The following is a 17,253-nucleotide window of genomic DNA, read 5'->3' as shown; positions in this document are numbered from 1 at the left end:
AAGCTAACTTTTTAAAGTTGGCTTTTTAGTATGTTCTCCTCTTAATAGCGCTTTATTATGATATACTATGAAAACACAAGCTGATTACACTAGAAAGGACTGAACATTTTGCAATCCAAACTTATAACAGAACTTGCTGATTTAGAAACTGCCTTTCATATTCGAAAAGAAGTATTTGTAAAAGAACAAGGTGTCCCTCTTTCAGATGAATTCGATACATTCGATGAAATCGGAGAGCAATGTAAACATATTTTAGTTTATTATAATGAGCTTCCTGTAGGTACAGGGCGTATACGATTTGTTGATGGCGTCGGAAAATTAGAACGTATTTGCATTTTAAAAGATTATCGTACATACGGATTAGGTAAAGTTATCATTCAAACGTTAGAAGAAATTGCTCGTAACGAACAAGCTACAAAAGTGAAACTACACGGGCAAACACAAGCTGAAGGATTTTATAAAAAATTAGGTTATGAAACTTCTTCTGATATATTTATGGAAGATGGCATTCCGCATATACTTATGACGAAAATGTTATCATAATAAAAAGGGTAGTGTATGAATCTTATGTATTCATACACTACCCTTTTTTATTAATAGAAAAGTGAATTCTCAAGATTCCCTTTTTCATCAAAGCCCATCATCTCTTAGTTCATATCTAGGTAAAGCTTACACTGTTTTCCATAATGATAATGCATAAATCCAGTTCGGATCACCATTTCCTTGATAACTCTGGACTGCTTCATATACTTTTCCTTCGTGTAGAACTCTATCTCCCTTTTTATATGCTTTTTTTGCATCCCACGCTTCATATGAAGCGCTTTCGGTTTTTGTAGTAATTGTGAATATATCACTCTGTACGGATTCATTTCCAGCTACATCAACAGCTTTTACTACATATTTATAAGTAGTATTAGCGAGCAGATTTTTATCCATATAAGAAGTTGTATTGGATGTTGCAATCTTTTTCATTGATCCTTCTGTTTCTCTATAAATATCGTAATGGTCTACACCAATATTATCGTCAGATGGACTCCACATTAAATCCACACTTGACGCTGTCGTTCCCATACTATGTAATCCTTTTGGTTGTGTTGGTGCTTCTGTATCAGGAATCTCATCTGTTGTTTTTACTGTAAGCGCTGTACTTTCTTTCGATACATTTCCAGCTGAGTCAATTGCTTTTACAGTATAAGAGTATTCTGTGCTTGGTTGTAATTTCTTATCAATAAAATGAGTGCCTAGTACTGTATCGATCATCTCTCCGTTTCGGAAGATTTGATATCCTTTTACCCCTACATTATCCGTAGAAGCGTTCCATGTTAGTTCTACACTATTCGCTGTTACTTTTTGCGTCTGAAGTCCATTTGGAATACTTGGCGCTTCTATGTCTGGTTTCACATCATTAATAAGATTAACATCAATTACATTATAGAATGCATTTGCTGTATCAGCTACATCCCATACTGCTAAAATCACATGATATCCACTACGATCAGTAGGTATATTGATTTTATGAGTTAAATTATTTGAAGCTGCAGAACCATCATGTTGTACAGTTCCAATTGGTTCGAAATCTGCTCTTGTTAGCGCTTTATTTGGATTCCATCCTTTTTTGGTAATATAGTAATGCCACTTACTCGTTAAGTGAGGCGCAGTATACTTCCAAGTAAATGTATTTTCCCCACCAGTAATTGTATTTTTAAACCAACGATTTGCTGTTTGTTGATCTAAAATACCACCAAATTTTCCGCCTGCTGAAGCAATTTGTCCATCTACTGGACCACCTTGTGGGAAACCTTTTGGAGCTTCTAAACTTTGTGGTTCATACATAACACTTCCACAGTTTACATTTAGCGCACCATAAGTTGAACTACATAAAGCGGATCGGCTACCGGGCTTTTCAACAAAACCGTGCGCATAAGCATTTTGAGGAATAAGTGTCGTACTAATAATTCCAGCTGTTAATGCTACAGCTCCTAAACTTTTTTTGTTCATTTTCATATTTTGTAGTTGTTTTAAAAATCGATTATTCATGTTCATGTCTCCTTCTTGTTATACTTTGTAGTGGAATGTGGGCTTTGATGTAAAAGAATAACAAGAGACAAACTTGTACCGATGTATGTGTTAATTATGCATACACCGCAGTAAAATTATATTTTTCTTGTGAAATATTTCACTTTATGGATATATCATGACATAGAAATTACCTGAGTATGTGCAGAAGTTGTGTAGAAACAGTGAAATTATTACTAACATGTAAAACTAAGTCCTAATATTTTAAAATAAAATTTGAATATATTTATCTATCATCTTTACTTCATAATTGAAAATACATTTAACTGGTTAACTTTTATTCTTATACTTATATCTCTCAGTGCCTTAGTTTTAACCATACTAGATATTAAAAATAAGAATTATAAAGTTAAATAAAAAGCATCCTATTTAGATGCTTTTCTAATGTATAATTTCATTTTTTTCACTGACCTACAAATAAAAAAATTTCATCAACAGCTTCCTTATATCCACCTGATTTTTGGAAAGATTCCTTCAAATTCAAAGCAACTTCTTTAAATGAACGATTATTTAATACTATTTCTACACTTTCACTTAGTTGATCCACAGTTAATCCTTGCATTTGTAATTTTACTCCTGCTCCAAGACTCTCCACTTGCTTTGCGACTACTGGCTGATCTGCACTTTGCGGTATTACAACGAGCGGAACCCCGTTATACAGTCCTTCATGCGCACTGTTCATCCCGCCGTGTGTAATAAATAGTTTCGTATATGTAAGCAGCTCAGTTTGGGGTACATAGTTTTTCACAATGAAGTTTTTAGGAATTTCGCCTAGATCACTTATTTTTGTTTTACTACCAATAGACATAACAATTGTATGCTCACTATTCTCAAAGGCCTTCATACACAGTTTATAAAAGTCAATCGCTTCATTAAAAACAGTACCTAATGAAATATAAATCGGACTTTTTTCTTCAATTGAAGTAAAATCAACGTCTCTGTTTTTCATTTGTGCAGAGATAGATGGTCCTACAAATTTATATGTTTCATCAAACGTATCACCAAAAGGCTGGAACTCCTTAATTGTATATACAATAGTAAGGGGTGCAGGATTACAGAAAACTTCATACGATGATTTTATTTCAACACCATATTTTTCAGCAATTCCCTTCGTTAAGTTTTGAAAATCATTCTGTATTTTATCATAAATTTCTACTGGGATATTTTTTGATAGATGACCTAACATTTGCTCAAAGGATTTTTCATCCTGCGCAAAAGATGTGCATGAATTTATGGCTGGAAGTTTAAGGATTTGAGCAATTAAATGGCCACAGCCAAACATAGAATCATGAATTATGTAATCAAAATGTTCACCTTCAATTTGTTCTAAAACGCTAGGTATTACAATATCCGCTGTATGTAGAAGGCCATTTATTCTTTCCTGTAAATAATTTCTGCCTCCAGATAGAAACGCTTTTATAAATTTTTGATCATCAATCGTTCGTACAGTAGCACCTGTCTTCTCAATCCGCTCCCTGAAAGCTTCTATTGAAAAATAAACGACCTCTTCACCACGAGAAATCAATTCATCTACAACTTGTAAAGTTGGATTTATATGTCCTTCTGATCCAGCATTAATAAATAAAACACGCGCCATAATAAACACTCCTTACGTTAAATCATTTCTATGTTCGCAAGAGTACGGATTCTCTCCATACTCTTTTCCTAGCTGTTCGTATCATGTTCCTACTAAATTGACCTAGCGAGTCTAAAACCGAGATCATCTATATGAAATGTAGGATGGCTTCGACGACGACAAGTAGCGCCGCACCCTCTCGCTGTTTCAGCCCAACTACCACCACGAAAAATGCGGTATGATCCGTACACTGTTTCATCATACAAATCATAACACCATTCCCAAACGTTCCCTAGCATATCATAAAGTCCCCATGCATTCGGTTCTTTTTGGCCAACGTCATGAATATGTCCATTTGAATTTTCATTATACCACGCTATATCATGAAGTTTCCCGTATGTATATCCGGTTGTACTTGCTTTACATGCATATTGCCACTCCGCCTCAGATGGTAATCGGTAGCCATTTGAATCTAAATTACATTTCACAATTTGACCACCATCACTAATAGAATAATATTCTTTTAATCCCGCTTTTTTTGAAAGTACATTACAAAACGCAATGGCATCGTTCCATGAAATATTGACAACTGGTTTATGATTTTTATCAAAATTATTTAATGTACTATTTGTAATAGCATCATATTGTTCCATTGTTACAGCATACTTTGCAAGAAGAAATGGTTGAATTTGTACTAGCCATTCTTTTTTTATTCGATCATCTCTTAATACTACCTCTCCAGTTGGAATATTGACCATTAATGAATCGATTAGTTGAATTAAATCGTTAGTCATTTTCTATTCCTCCAAACGTTCATTTTATATGAAATTAAAGTCATATACTCATTACAAAATACAATTTTCAAAAAGCGTTAAATTTTTCATAATAAAAAACGATTAGTTTTATTAAACTAATCGGTAAGATTCACAAAGAATTTTTGTGTTACATTCTATAATTATATGTGCTCTAAAAATTTCCGAACCTCATTTGGAGATTTTAAAACAATAACCTTTTTCTCTTCCGGCAATTGCTCTAACTCTTTTAAAATTGTAGGTCGTTTAGCATTAGGATATTCCCATATCCATTTAAAAAATTGCAAATCAAATCTTTCTTCACATCCTGCGCCCATATCTGGTCTTGTTTTATTTCGGTATTTTACAATTCTTTTAAAAGCCCTATAAACACAAATTGTTCTATGAATATCAAGGAAGATAATTGTATCAGCTGCATTCAGTCTTATACCCATCGTCCCGCCGTAATTCCCATCAATAATCCATTTCTCATCTTTAATTAAGTTATTTTGAACTGTTATTTGTTCTTCTCTCGGAACACCTTCCCAATTCGGTTTCCAAAATAATGCATCAAGATGATGCACCTTAATATTTAATTTATTCCCTAACTGCCTTGCTAATGTAGATTTTCCTGAACCACCAGAACCAATTAATATTATTTTTTTCATAAAGGGCTCCTTTTTAAAATCGATTATTTCCTCCGTAACATAAACTCACAAAGTATGCCAACAACAACACCAATTGTATAAGCCACCAAATCACTCCACAAAAAACCGTATCCCAACACGAGTCCGCCCAAAGTCGTTGTACGAATGCTATCTATCCATTCCGCATGATACAATTGGCTCACTTCAATCCCGTAGCAAAACATTAAACTAATAAAAGCCAACTTCTTCGTCTCTGTTTTAGGAAACAAAAATCCAAAGCCAGTGAAAATCATTAATGCCCATAAAGCATCGCCTAAGTAATCATTTAATAGATGTGGTAGTGCAAAAGAAAACTTTCTTGAGCTAAGACCTAAAATAATAACAACTATAGTAAATAGTGCATATAATACTCTATTTCGTTTCGTATTCATTTTAAAGTCTCCTAATATATAATGTATAACTGTAAATAGCTAGTAAAATAAAGTTATTTTACTAGCTATTTATTAGTTGCTTTTATGATAAGAAAATGTGGATTCGTATTTAAATAATAATATGATTTTTCGTCTACTTCTTTCATCTTTTCAACTGCCTTCGGTTCCACTATCTCTTCTAATACAAAATAATTTGTAGTTTCATTTATTATGTCTTGTAGTGACCTTCTGAAAAATTCGACTTCAATAGTAATATTCGGTTTAACCCAAGTATCTATTAATAGCTGTTTTTCAAAATAACTTTCACATGGAAACTTTGTGAAATCCATAAAAGGATGATGGATAGAATATATAAGTTCTCCACCCGGCTTCAATACGCGACGAAATTCTTGAAATACTTGATTCCAATTTTCTAAGTAATGAAGAGTTAACGAACTTACAATCACATCATACGTATTATCTTCAAATGGCAATGTTTCTTGCAGATCATGACAAAGGAACGTTGCTTCTTCTCCTATATATTCTTTTGCTGCTTTTACCATTTCAGGACTTACGTCAATTGCTGTAACATTTGCTCCTCTTCCTATGAATTGAGAAGTATACCATCCAGCTGCACATCCAGCATCTAGTATCTTTTTTCCTTCTAGTTCCTTTGAAATAAGCTCCATCATCGCCGGTCTTTCATAATAACTGTTATATGGATTTGCGAAATCTAGATTTTCTTTATATGTACTCGCTAATTTATCATACGTATCTTTAATCGAATCTTTCATTACACACACTCCTAATACATATTAATTCATTAACTCCTGCTGCTTTTTCTTTGAAAATGATTGTAGTACTAAATCATACGACCAATCAATCATTTTATTTATTTGCTCCTGTTCTATACCCTTATGAATATAAACGGTATTCCAATGTTTTTTATTCATATGATACCCTGGAATAATTGTTTCTGGATAATCTTCTCTTATCCTTAATGCGACTTCTGGATCACACTTCAATGTAATCGCAGCTTTTTCACCTTCTTCATGATTTACTATCGCAAATATTTTATTATTAAGTCTCATACATGTTGCACTCCAACCATCTGGAGAATCTTCTGTCGCTTTTCTTTTCGATAAACAGTACGCTCTTGTTGCATTCATTTTAATTGGCACCTCTTATTCTTTCCCTGTTTAATTACGATGCATCACAATTTGCTTCGTTGCTTGAAATTGTTGCTCACCATAAAACTTTATTAGCTTCTCTCCGCAAAATAGACTAACAATATCAATATGAGATATTTCTCGAAGTAATATTGTTAGCATCTTCTCTCCAATACCTTTATTTCTTACACTCTCATGTACGACAACATCTTCAATGTATGCTCGAAAAACACCATCAGAAACGACTCTAGCAAATCCAACTAATTCATTTTCTTCCCATACTCCAATGGCTATGCTATTCTTTAATATTTTTTCAATATCGACTTCTTTTCTTTCTGGCCACCAACCGACAGAATCATAAAGTTTTTTTATTTTTTCTGCACAGATTGGTTGTTCTTGTTGCAATTTATACGTGTACATATTCTTTCTCCTATCAAACAGTATACATAATATTATTATAATCTCTTTTCAAAAAAGTGCTGACTATGACCTTTCGGGTGATCTTCAACAATACCATACTCCCTGTAACCGTGCTTTTTATAAAATTCTGGTGCTTGAAAACTAAATGAATCTAGCAATATTAATCTACACCCTTTTTCCTTCGCAATCCCTTCAATTTCATGTAAAAGTTGGCTGCCATAACCGTCATGACGAACTGATTCATCAACCCACAAAAAGTCGATATGAAGATGATAAAAATACATCGTACCTGTTACGCCACCAAAAATTTTTCCTTCTTCATTTTTTACTACGAGGCGTACTTCTTCCATCGTCTGTCTTGCCTCATCTGTTAAGATGGACATATTATATTGAATAACTTTATTTTTAATATATTCTCCTTCAGTGCGTGTACCGTTCTTTATATGTTTCATTTATATTGCTTCCTTTCAGCTTAGTAAGCTACATTTTATTTTTTCTCTTTAAAATACTAATACATACGAATCCACCGTATGTAACAAAGCATGAAAAGCCAATTATCCCTGGTACAAAGACATATCCTACCCTTATGTAACTTATAACCGCAAAACAAACGATAGACAATAAAATAGATGGCCAAAATATAAGAGCTGTTTTTCTTCTTCCTCGTTTCGATGTACTTTCTTTCTCTCCAGAAACACGTGTGCCAAAAAGCAATACAATACAAATAAGGATCGCTGTAAAGTAAATTGTATCTAATGACAAATCGTGATCATATAGTGCGATTCCAACTTCAAGAGCAATAATCGTTAAAATTAAAATAATGATTGTTGAAGTCTTTAAGTTTCTTTTCAACCGCTCACTCCTAGCATGTTTTCACTATATTCTTTGTATATGTACTTTAAAACTACTGCAAAAGCTTCATCTACCTCTTTATTTTCACGGCGATTCGGTAAATCTTTTCCCCCAATCACATAAAGAAGCGGAAATTCGTTAAACATTCCTATTATACCAATATTTATTGTAGCTGTGAGCAATCCACCTGTCATATGGGCTAAATGATAATATGGGATTTCTTCATACTCCCCTTGTTGTCTTACCATACCACTAATAATTGGTTCCCATAATTCTGGTTCTGATTTATAACCTTGAAAGGTTTGTATCAAAAGGGAAAGAACTTCATTTAAGTCTCCAATATTTTTCTCATCTCTAGCATTCTCTTGTATATGAATTTTTGAAAAGTACGTTTGTACATACATTTTCACAGCATCCCATCCACCACAGTGCATTACAACTGACTGTGCAACATAACTATCATGACAAGCTATCATTACCTCGACCGCTTGACTAAGTGTTAAAGAAGTTCTTCCTTGTAAGTGCGGATATAACTGCGTACTATCTTCATGCGGATTAAATTTAATGTGATGAAGTATATCATTCCAATTATGTTTATTTTCCTTCACCATTTGTGCTACTACAAATCCAATAACTAATTTTGCTGCTGATGCTAACGGAATATTTAATTCACTATTATATGAAGCAACTATACGATTGTTTTTTGTAGAATAAATTTCCATTCCCACATAATTAGATTGTACCTCTTTTATTTTATTTTATTTTATTTATGACAGTTTCCATTTCCATCCTCCTTTTAATATTGTTATATTAATTTATAATAATTCTATATTAAATATAAAATACCTTTTCATCAGCTATTAAAATAAGAAAAAGGTAGCATGAATTTTTTCTTGCTACCGAAAAATATTTATTCTTCTATAGGATTTTCAGGACCGTTAAGCTCCAGCTGATAAAAAGCTAAATCTAGCCATTTATTAAACTTATAACCAGCTTTTTTTATTGTCCCTGCATGAACAAATCCATAGTTTTGATGCAAGGCAATACTTTTCTCATTCTCTGCATCAATTCCAGCAATTAAGGTCATATACTCTCTTTCCTTCGCAATTTTGATTAATTCTTTCATTAATGAAGACCCAATGCCATTTTTTCTATATGCCTTATCTACATACACAGAATGTTCAACTGAATATTTATAAGCAGGCCACGCTCTAAATGGGCCGAATGTCGCAAATCCTACTACTTTATTGTCTAATTCATATACGAAAATTGGATACCCTTCAGCCTTTTTTTGTTCATACCAATCTATTCTATTTTCAAGGTTTACAGGTTTATACGCATATACAGCTGTTGTATATAGTATAGCATCGTTATAAATATCTAAAATGTATGCTAAATCTCTTTTCGTTGCTTCCCTTATCATTATTTTCTTCCTTTCATCATGTTCATCTTATTTCACTATCTTTTTAATAGTTTTATTTTATCGAAATTTCAGATTTTTATCTACATACGAATACTAGCTTTTCGGAAACCATCAAATATATTTATTGCAGCAGATAACATATAAAAGAAAATTCCTCCCCCAATGAGCCACGTTTTAAACTCCTCTGGGGAAATAGTAAATGCATTTGCCAAATACGTAATAAATCCTGCGTTAAATAAATGTGGATTTACTACAATTACAATGAATACTATCGTTCCAGTTACTTGAAGAATAGCATTTCCAATCGCCAATCTTTGCGTCCATTTTCCTTGTACTAATTTATAAAGGGATATACCTATTTCAAAAACGATCATAATTACAACGATTGGCCAGTACTGCAGCAAAACATCTTGATTAAACGTTGGTGCGACAAACTTCAATCCGTTTTCTGTACCATGATATACGCCTACAAGATGATTCGCATAAAAGTAAAGTGTAGCCCATATTGCTGTCCACATTAAACCTCCAAAAACTTCAAACTTTGAAATCGCCTTTTTCTTCGGGATATACGAAACATTTTTCAAGTCATCTGGTGTCCATTTTTTTAAGCTTGTTGTTAATGGGTGTGGATCCTTTTCTTTATCAGTTCTTTCTAAAATAGCAAACACAAGTGTCAACCAGAAAAATATATGAAGACCTACTTCAAAAATTTCCCCAATACCTTTACCTATCAATTGTAAAATAACATTTAATACCGCTTGATCACCACTATATCCTATAAAATTTTCTGCAACCATTGATATGAGTGCAATGATTGCTGCGATTGGTATAATCATTTTTAACAAGGTCGTATATACATCAAAATAACGTGGTCCAATTAAATGCATCGGTCTATCCAAATAACCATTAGCCAATGAAACTGGACTTCCCAATTTTTCGAGTACACTCTTCACATCTTCCTCATTATAATCGTCTGGTAACATATCCTCTATTGTTGACCGTAGTTCAAGTGTAATATCTTCACGATTTTGTTCAGGCAATCTCTTCGCAACTTCATGGACATACATATCAATCAAACTCATTTTCGTCCTCCTCCTTTAATAAGTTATAAAGTTCTTTCGAATCCTTTACCCACTGCTTTTTCAATTGTAAAAATATCTCTAATCCATATTCACTTAAAACATAATACTTACGAGGTCTACTCTCTGTTTTATCCCAACTACTCGTCACTAACTCCTGCTTTTCTAATCGGCGAAGTAGCGGATATAAAGTACTTTGATCAATTGTAATCCCTGATTGCTCCAATAACTGGACAAGTGAATATCCGTACTGCGGCGTTCTTAATTGACTTAAAACAGCTAACGTTAATGTCCCTCTTCTTAACTCAGTAATTAACGAGTTTAATAAAGTATCCATTCACTCACCTCATTTCCGTTACTATATGTCATACAGTATGTGTTTTATACTATGTATCATACAGTATTAATGTGACAAAAACTATAATCATTTACCAAAAAACGGATAATAAAAAGCGCAAATTATATGATTTTTGCTTTTTTAGCTAAGTTATATATCTATAGCACTCTAAAAGGTAGCACCTTAACTACTAATTTTGAAGTTCTAGTAATGCTATGTTACAAATATCGTATACATATGATGTGAACATAACATATCACTATAGGAAGCTATTAAAACGGCAAATTACCATGGTTGAATGATTCCTGTTTTATTCTTTAGGCACTGTTGATTTCACACTGTTTTCAGCACCTAATCAACGTTATTTCCTTCATAAACTTCATCTTTTTCAAAATCTCTATTTTTATTTGGTTTATTAAAGTAAAATAAAAAAACAATTAAATTAGGTTAATTGTTTTTCAAATGCAAAATCTTTATTTTTTTAAATAACCTATGATATTCGAAAAGACAAACTCTCCAAATGCAAGTGGTATATAAATAAACCATAACTTTAATATTGCCTTTGTTTCTTTGTGATCAGAATCCCCCATTAAAACCAACCCAATCCTTTTTCTTCAAATATTTTCATTTTAATTCCAATAACAAGGAAATTATACCATTTATTAACGTTATAGTCTATGTTTTCTAAAAATTAGATAAATAAAACTTTTGTATTCCCTCAATATTCAGATAAACATAATAATTTTTTTACGTTTCATCTTCAAAGTCTATAATGAGTCCTGTTAGAACTGCTTCATTACCAATCGATTGGATCCCGTGACCAATAAAATCCATCTTAAATTCTTCCCACTCTAACTGCTCTTTTGTGATTCATCGTCACATTATGATGAATCACTCATACATTATCTAGAAGTAAAAACCCTAATTCACTTTTCTCTTTAAGAGCACAATTCAAATGTGCTCTTTTTAAGTCTGTTCGAATACAATTAAAAATCCTACTGATAAACAAAAAATCTCGTTTATCAATAGGATTCATTAGCTATATATAGCGATTATAGCGAACTCCATCGCCTATTACTAAAGTCGAACTGATTTAAGTAATATAAATTCCCCTTTTTCTTTAGAAAATGGAACAACCTCTACAATCGCCTCAACATTAATTACTCCGTAAACATGCGGATATTCTTGACCGTTTGAAGCAAGTTCATATTTTACTTCTGCTTTTAATAGGGCTGGATCAATTGTAAGTAATAAAACATCTTCTTCATACTTGAAATATTTTTCTGCAACTCTTAAAGCTTGATCTACTAATGAACAATGAATAAATCCCTCTTCTATAAGGGAATCTTCATTAATTTTTCCAATTATTTTTGCGATTTCCCAATTACTTTTCGTAATTACTTTTGTAATCATAGTAACTCTCCCTTTTTAATTTATGTAATGATATAATAACACTAAATTTTCAACACGTTCTTAATAGATTGGGGACTTATAATGGATAAACCTCTCACTACATTACAAACTATTATTATACATATGAATACAAATGAGCATTGGCATGATTTTATTTGTTACTGTCAGCATCGCGAAGCGGGACTTCGAAAATTAGCTTATAAACATTTAGAGACATTTATTTCAAATGCAAAGAAATGGGAATCAAAAGATCAAGAAGAGTTTGCCATTTCACTGTTTACTATTTTAGATGCATTAAACGAAAAAGATGAGGTCTTAACTTTCTCACTAAATAGTTTTCTAATTGACATTCTATATAGATGGACAGAAAACAACTCGATTGATTCAAGACCTTTTAGATGGATAGGAATTTATATGGACTCTAGCAATAAAGAAGACGATTTAGAAAAATCCCTTCGAAAAGCGATTGAATTAGGTGGTGATACCGAACAAGAAGCTATGATATACCTAGTTTCTAATTACATCCATACTTTAGAATTTGGTACACATGAATTCCCTTCAGGTTATTGCGGAGATTTAAGCGAATGTATAGAAAAACTTCCCTATATGCTTCAATTAATTAATAGAATTCAGAATAAGAACATAAAGGAGCAAAACATTGGTCAAATACAAGAACAACTACACTTAATTCTAGATTGGTTAAAACATACACAAATTCCAGTAGATGCTGTTCGTATATGGGAAAAAGAACAAACTAAGGAATTAGAAATGGTCATTGTATATTATTTACACAACAGCTCAAGTCGTTAATTCATCTTGTACAGAGATAATAAAGTTGTTTAAAAAACGCCAGTCATGTTATTCAACAATCGGACTATATAATGGAATGAATCCTTGTAAAAATTAGAAATATTTGAAATAATCGTTATTAAGTTGAAGCAGAACGATTGCAGAAAAAGGTGATACGACTTTTTCTTACTTAAGAATCGCGAAACAGTTGAAAATTTTAATTAATTATATTCCGAAAGGGTGTGTGTAGTATCTTATCAACTAATGTTTTTACTTATAAATCTAAGGATGGAAAAACAGTAATAATTAGAGAAGCTAAAGAACAGGATGCAGAAAGAATACTAGATTCTGCTTCAAAAGCTTTAATAAACGCTCCATACATGCTAAGTACGGTTGAGGATTTAAAAAAGGTGCGTATCGATGCTATTCAAAAAACGTTAAAAGCTTATCATGAAAATCCAAATTATGTACAGTTTATTGCTGAAGTTGATGGTAAGTTAGTAGGTGCAATAGATTTTAAGAACGGAAACAAAGAAAAAATTAGTCATCAAGGGGCTTTTGCGATGACCATACTACCTGAATATCGAAATTATGGTATTGGAAGAGCTCTTCTAGAAACGTTAATCAATTGGGCTAAAAATAACAGTAAGATTGAAAAAGTTTGTCTTGAGGTAATGGAAGATAATCTAGGTGCAATCCAGTTATATAAGAATCTAGGCTTCTTTGAAGAGGGTAGAAAAGCAAAGGGTGTAAAATTGGATGATAGCTATCAAAATTTAATATTAATGGCTTTATTCGTTTAAAATTGAACATTAATTTCAATATAAAAAGAGGATCTTCATAGTCATCTCCCTGTTAAGTAGACAGTAATAGAAATCCTCTTTTTATATTTATCCCACATTAGCTTGCAGTAAAACTCCCCACTGATTATAGTTCCACTTTATTTTAATCCTTTAATTAAAGGTGACGCTTCCCCACTATGGAAAATCCATAAGTCATGAAGTGATCTCGTACATCCGACATATAGTAATTTTGCATCATGTTTTGTGTTTTTGTAATGTTCTTCATCCACATCAATTAAAAGCACCGCATCAAATTCTAAACCTTTCGCTAAATAGACAGGTACTACTGATATACCACCTTCATATTTACTTTGGTTTGCTTCAATTACGTTTACCGTTAATCCTGCATTTGTTAATTTCACATATATATCACGGCATTCATCTTCTGTTCTTCCGATTACCGCAATTGTTTTCACATCTGCATTTTGCAAATGTTTTACCGTCTTCACAATTTCAGTAAATTGATTTTCTGCACGAATTACTTTCACATCTTCTCCACTGCGGAAGACTGGTGTTGCGAGTCCTACTGGGATTCCTGCATTTTTAATTATTTCATTTGCAAATTCAATAATTTCTTTTGTAGACCGATAACTTCTTGTTAATTCATAATAACCGGTTTCTTGGAATACTTGCTTAAAAGCATTCCAATCTTCAATTCCTTGGTAATCATAAATCGCTTGCGATAAATCACCTAATATAGTGAAAGAATTACCTAATGTAATTTCTTTTAATACATAAACTTGGAAAGGCGAAAAATCTTGCGCTTCATCAATAACAACGTGATGAAACTTCTGTCCGATTTCAATCCCTGTTATACGATGATGTATGTATATTAAAGCTGGTAAATCTTCTACATACACTTCTTTTTTACGACAACTCTTTTCTGTTTCTTGAACAAGTTCTTCAGGTAATACTTCGAGTATTTCTTTGCTTTTCAACATTGAACTGTATAGTGAAAGTGGGCTCATTTTTGGCCAAAAATTCATATAGGTGTTCAATCTCTTTGTTGCTTCTTTTTTTAGTAACTTTTTCTCGTTTGTTTCTCCATACTTTTTAAGTTCAATTTCAATCCAACGTTTCATACGGCCGACTAAACGTTCTCTTCTCTTCTTTAATGGATAATGTTTATATTCCACTTGCATCCATTTTTTAACGTCTTCCACTGGAATAACAGCTTTATCCCATGCCTCAAAATCTTTTGTTGGCACTAAATCATTTTCAAATTGAGTCATTCTTTCTTCTATAAACGCCTTAAATTCTAGCGTACCTTTTAATTTACCGATCATAATCTTTCTTTCATCGCGATTAATTGAAAAGGCTTCTTTCAATTTTTCTTCTGTCTGCTTTAGTTTCACTGAACCCTCTAACGTACGTAATGCCCAATCCGAAAACGTTGTTTGACTAATATTCCCTACACCTAATTCAGGAAGTACACTCGAAATATAGTCTAAAAACAGACTATTCGGCGCAAATACGATCATTCTTTCTGCTTCTAGTTGTTCACGATATTCATAAATTAAAAAAGCAAGGCGATGTAAAGCGATTGTTGTCTTTCCGCTCCCTGCAACCCCTTGAATTAATAATGGCAAGTTTCTTTCCGCACGAATAATATCATTTTGTTCCGATTGAATCGTTGAAACAATATCCTTTAGCTTATTATCTTTATTCTCACCTAATCGATATAGAAGAAAATCATCGGCATGCGATACATCTTCATTTCCTTTTACATATGTATCAACAACACGTTCAAGTTCTCTTTTTCGAATGGAAATGTTTCGTTTTAAATACACATCACCTTCTACTAACCCATCTGGTGATTGATAAAATGCTAACTCTTCTCCACCGGTAAATGAATAAAACATACTTGCGACAGGTGCTCTCCAATCAATAATAATTGGTTTCATCGTGTCCATATCCGAAACCCCTACTTTTCCAATATAAATCGGCATAACTGCTTCTTTACCATCTTCCTGAAAATCTAACCTTCCAAAGTACGGCTCTTGCACACCAATACGTAAATTTTGTCTATTAGACTCTCTCATACTTTCAAGAATTTGCTCTTTAAAATCTTCTCCATAATAAACTGGGATTTTTTCAAGCTTATCCAATTGCTCATCCATCGTGTGTAAAGTATCCTTCATTTTTTGTAACTCATCTTCAAATATGTTGCTCATTTCGACGATTCCCTCCTGTCCGTTCTAATTTTTCAGTCGAAATACCATTGTATTAAAAATTCAATCGTAAAGTCAATAGTTTCCAATTAAATTTTCCGAAAAAACTTACTTTTTATCTTTCTAATTTTAAAGATATATACAACATCTAAATCACATCACTACACATATAGTATAGTGATGCATACAAAAAATACCTCTTTCTATTTGTGACCTATTTAATTTATATATTGACAAACAATGTAAAAATCAAAGATACATAAAGTGAAAATTTTATAAGGGGGTTTTACTGCCCACAAATAGTAGGCTAAATAAAAGTAAAGGAGTCTATTCAAATGAAATTCGCGAAAAAGAAATCACTAAAGTTATATTTACTTATTTTTGTATTAACTGTTTTGGCCAGTGGATGGATTGGGGTATTTCTAGATTCTCTTCTAACAAATCAACCTGAAGGAAATACTTTAGGTATGGGGTTATGGATAATATTACCTTTCCTCGTAAGCATTTTACTTAGAGTTATTAGCCGAGATTGGAATGATTTTGGCATCAAGCCAAATTTGAAAGGAAACTTTATATGGTATTTCACTGCACTACTTATTTATCCATTCGTTACAGTAATAACGATAAGCATATCGCTCATTTTTGGAGTAGCTCATATTGCTAGTTTTGATATATCCACGTTATTGTCACTCATAGTCATGTCTACTATTGGTAACTTTATTAAAAATATTTTTGAAGAGTTTTCTTGGCGTGGTTATTTAACTCCAAAGTTGATTGAACTAAATCTAAACGATTGGTACATTTATATTATTTCTGGTTTAATTTGGGCACTTTGGCATGCTGCATATTATATAGTCTTTTTGCCAAATGAATATTTTGAATCTATCTCAAGATTAAATATGCTTTTATCTGGCTGTATCCTTATGGTTTGTTGGTCAATTATGTATGTTGAAATATATAGACTTACAAAATCCGTCTGGCCATGCGTTATCATGCATGCGATCGAGGATGCCGTTCCTACTGTTTTAGTTACCATAACAGGGATTATTACTCTTACAAACAGTAGTGATTTTTGGTTAAATCCTATTAGCGGGGTCGCTGCTACTGTTTTATTTCTCGGAATTGGAATCGTACTAAGAACTATAAGAATAAAAAGAGAACGACATTTATTCACACAATAAAAGTAAAAAGAGTAAGGATTTATGAAGTGACCCCTAAAAGTTAGACACGGTTATTTCATTAGGCAGCTTGATAAAAA

Annotated in this window: 20 protein-coding genes and 1 riboswitch; of the genes, 4 read left to right on the top strand and 16 right to left on the bottom strand. The window is 32.5% G+C overall.

Features of this window, described 5'->3' with window-relative positions; translation table 11 throughout:
• Nucleotides 1–108: 108 nt before the first annotated feature.
• Nucleotides 109–543, top strand: coding sequence for a GNAT family N-acetyltransferase (locus CQ064_RS22395; RefSeq protein ID WP_001190870.1), 435 nt, complete (start codon nt 109–111; stop codon nt 541–543).
• A gap of 126 nt (nt 544–669) precedes the next feature.
• Here CQ064_RS22395 and CQ064_RS22390 read toward each other — a convergent pair whose 3' ends face one another.
• The 15 genes from CQ064_RS22390 to CQ064_RS22320 form a co-directional block, all read right to left on the bottom strand.
• A complete protein-coding gene (locus tag CQ064_RS22390; RefSeq protein ID WP_001065156.1) occupies nt 670–2,037 on the bottom strand; it encodes a lytic polysaccharide monooxygenase in 1,368 nt (455 codons plus the stop codon).
• 442 nt (nt 2,038–2,479) lie between these two features.
• Complete coding sequence (locus CQ064_RS22385; RefSeq protein WP_000124881.1) at nt 2,480–3,673, bottom strand: macrolide family glycosyltransferase; 1,194 nt, start codon at nt 3,671–3,673, stop codon at nt 2,480–2,482.
• A 92-nt stretch (nt 3,674–3,765) separates the two neighbouring features.
• Nucleotides 3,766–4,446, bottom strand: coding sequence for a formylglycine-generating enzyme family protein (locus tag CQ064_RS22380; RefSeq protein WP_000180353.1), 681 nt, complete (start codon nt 4,444–4,446; stop codon nt 3,766–3,768).
• Between the two features lie 161 nt (nt 4,447–4,607).
• Complete coding sequence (locus CQ064_RS22375; protein ID WP_000720561.1) at nt 4,608–5,111, bottom strand: DNA topology modulation protein; 504 nt, start codon at nt 5,109–5,111, stop codon at nt 4,608–4,610.
• 23 nt (nt 5,112–5,134) lie between these two features.
• Entirely contained in the window at nt 5,135–5,521 is a 387-nt protein-coding gene (locus CQ064_RS22370) for a ribosomal maturation YjgA family protein (protein ID WP_001093453.1), read from the bottom strand.
• A 65-nt stretch (nt 5,522–5,586) separates the two neighbouring features.
• The gene (locus CQ064_RS22365; protein WP_000655266.1) at nt 5,587–6,294 is read right to left on the bottom strand and encodes a class I SAM-dependent methyltransferase; all 708 of its coding nucleotides are present in this window, start codon (nt 6,292–6,294) and stop codon (nt 5,587–5,589) included.
• A 21-nt stretch (nt 6,295–6,315) separates the two neighbouring features.
• Entirely contained in the window at nt 6,316–6,669 is a 354-nt protein-coding gene (locus CQ064_RS22360) for an MmcQ/YjbR family DNA-binding protein (RefSeq protein WP_000994624.1), read from the bottom strand.
• A 30-nt stretch (nt 6,670–6,699) separates the two neighbouring features.
• Nucleotides 6,700–7,089, bottom strand: coding sequence for a GNAT family N-acetyltransferase (locus tag CQ064_RS22355; protein ID WP_000288963.1), 390 nt, complete (start codon nt 7,087–7,089; stop codon nt 6,700–6,702).
• A gap of 35 nt (nt 7,090–7,124) precedes the next feature.
• A complete protein-coding gene (locus CQ064_RS22350) occupies nt 7,125–7,541 on the bottom strand; it encodes a GNAT family N-acetyltransferase (RefSeq protein WP_000680536.1) in 417 nt (138 codons plus the stop codon).
• 28 nt (nt 7,542–7,569) lie between these two features.
• On the bottom strand, nt 7,570–7,941 hold the full coding sequence (locus tag CQ064_RS22345) for a hypothetical protein (protein WP_000827989.1): 372 nt from the start codon (nt 7,939–7,941) through the stop codon (nt 7,570–7,572).
• Nucleotides 7,938–8,663 (bottom strand): serine hydrolase, encoded by a 726-nt coding sequence (locus CQ064_RS22340; protein WP_014482051.1) that lies wholly within the window; start codon nt 8,661–8,663, stop codon nt 7,938–7,940. Before CQ064_RS22340 ends, CQ064_RS22345 begins: the two co-directional genes overlap by 4 nt.
• 188 nt (nt 8,664–8,851) lie before the next feature.
• A complete protein-coding gene (locus CQ064_RS22335; RefSeq protein ID WP_000617517.1) occupies nt 8,852–9,364 on the bottom strand; it encodes a GNAT family N-acetyltransferase in 513 nt (170 codons plus the stop codon).
• An 80-nt stretch (nt 9,365–9,444) separates the two neighbouring features.
• Entirely contained in the window at nt 9,445–10,446 is a 1,002-nt protein-coding gene (locus CQ064_RS22330; protein ID WP_000052352.1) for an HAAS signaling domain-containing protein, read from the bottom strand.
• Nucleotides 10,433–10,780, bottom strand: coding sequence for a PadR family transcriptional regulator (locus tag CQ064_RS22325; RefSeq protein WP_000380296.1), 348 nt, complete (start codon nt 10,778–10,780; stop codon nt 10,433–10,435). Before CQ064_RS22325 ends, CQ064_RS22330 begins: the two co-directional genes overlap by 14 nt.
• Nucleotides 10,781–11,799: 1,019 nt before the next feature.
• Nucleotides 11,800–11,861, bottom strand: a riboswitch (Fluoride riboswitch).
• The gene (locus tag CQ064_RS22320) at nt 11,858–12,193 is read right to left on the bottom strand and encodes a DUF952 domain-containing protein (protein ID WP_000629082.1); all 336 of its coding nucleotides are present in this window, start codon (nt 12,191–12,193) and stop codon (nt 11,858–11,860) included. It overlaps the preceding riboswitch by 4 nt.
• An 81-nt stretch (nt 12,194–12,274) precedes the next feature.
• On the opposite strand from CQ064_RS22320, the gene CQ064_RS22315 reads away from it, so the two are divergent.
• On the top strand, nt 12,275–13,003 hold the full coding sequence (locus tag CQ064_RS22315) for a hypothetical protein (protein WP_000360505.1): 729 nt from the start codon (nt 12,275–12,277) through the stop codon (nt 13,001–13,003).
• Between the two features lie 221 nt (nt 13,004–13,224).
• Nucleotides 13,225–13,785, top strand: coding sequence for a GNAT family N-acetyltransferase (locus CQ064_RS22310; RefSeq protein ID WP_000337117.1), 561 nt, complete (start codon nt 13,225–13,227; stop codon nt 13,783–13,785).
• A gap of 137 nt (nt 13,786–13,922) precedes the next feature.
• Here CQ064_RS22310 and CQ064_RS22305 read toward each other — a convergent pair whose 3' ends face one another.
• Nucleotides 13,923–15,998, bottom strand: coding sequence for a HelD family protein (locus tag CQ064_RS22305; RefSeq protein WP_000065168.1), 2,076 nt, complete (start codon nt 15,996–15,998; stop codon nt 13,923–13,925).
• A gap of 332 nt (nt 15,999–16,330) precedes the next feature.
• On the opposite strand from CQ064_RS22305, the gene CQ064_RS22300 reads away from it, so the two are divergent.
• Nucleotides 16,331–17,176, top strand: a complete 846-nt coding sequence (locus tag CQ064_RS22300; protein ID WP_000666535.1) for a CPBP family glutamic-type intramembrane protease — start codon at nt 16,331–16,333, stop codon at nt 17,174–17,176.
• Nucleotides 17,177–17,253: the final 77 nt, after the last annotated feature.

The organism is Bacillus sp. MYb78 (genome assembly GCF_002975115.1).
GTDB classification, from domain to species: Bacteria; Bacillota; Bacilli; order Bacillales; family Bacillaceae_G; genus Bacillus_A; species Bacillus_A cereus.
This window is presented reverse-complemented; position numbering and strand designations above follow the sequence as displayed.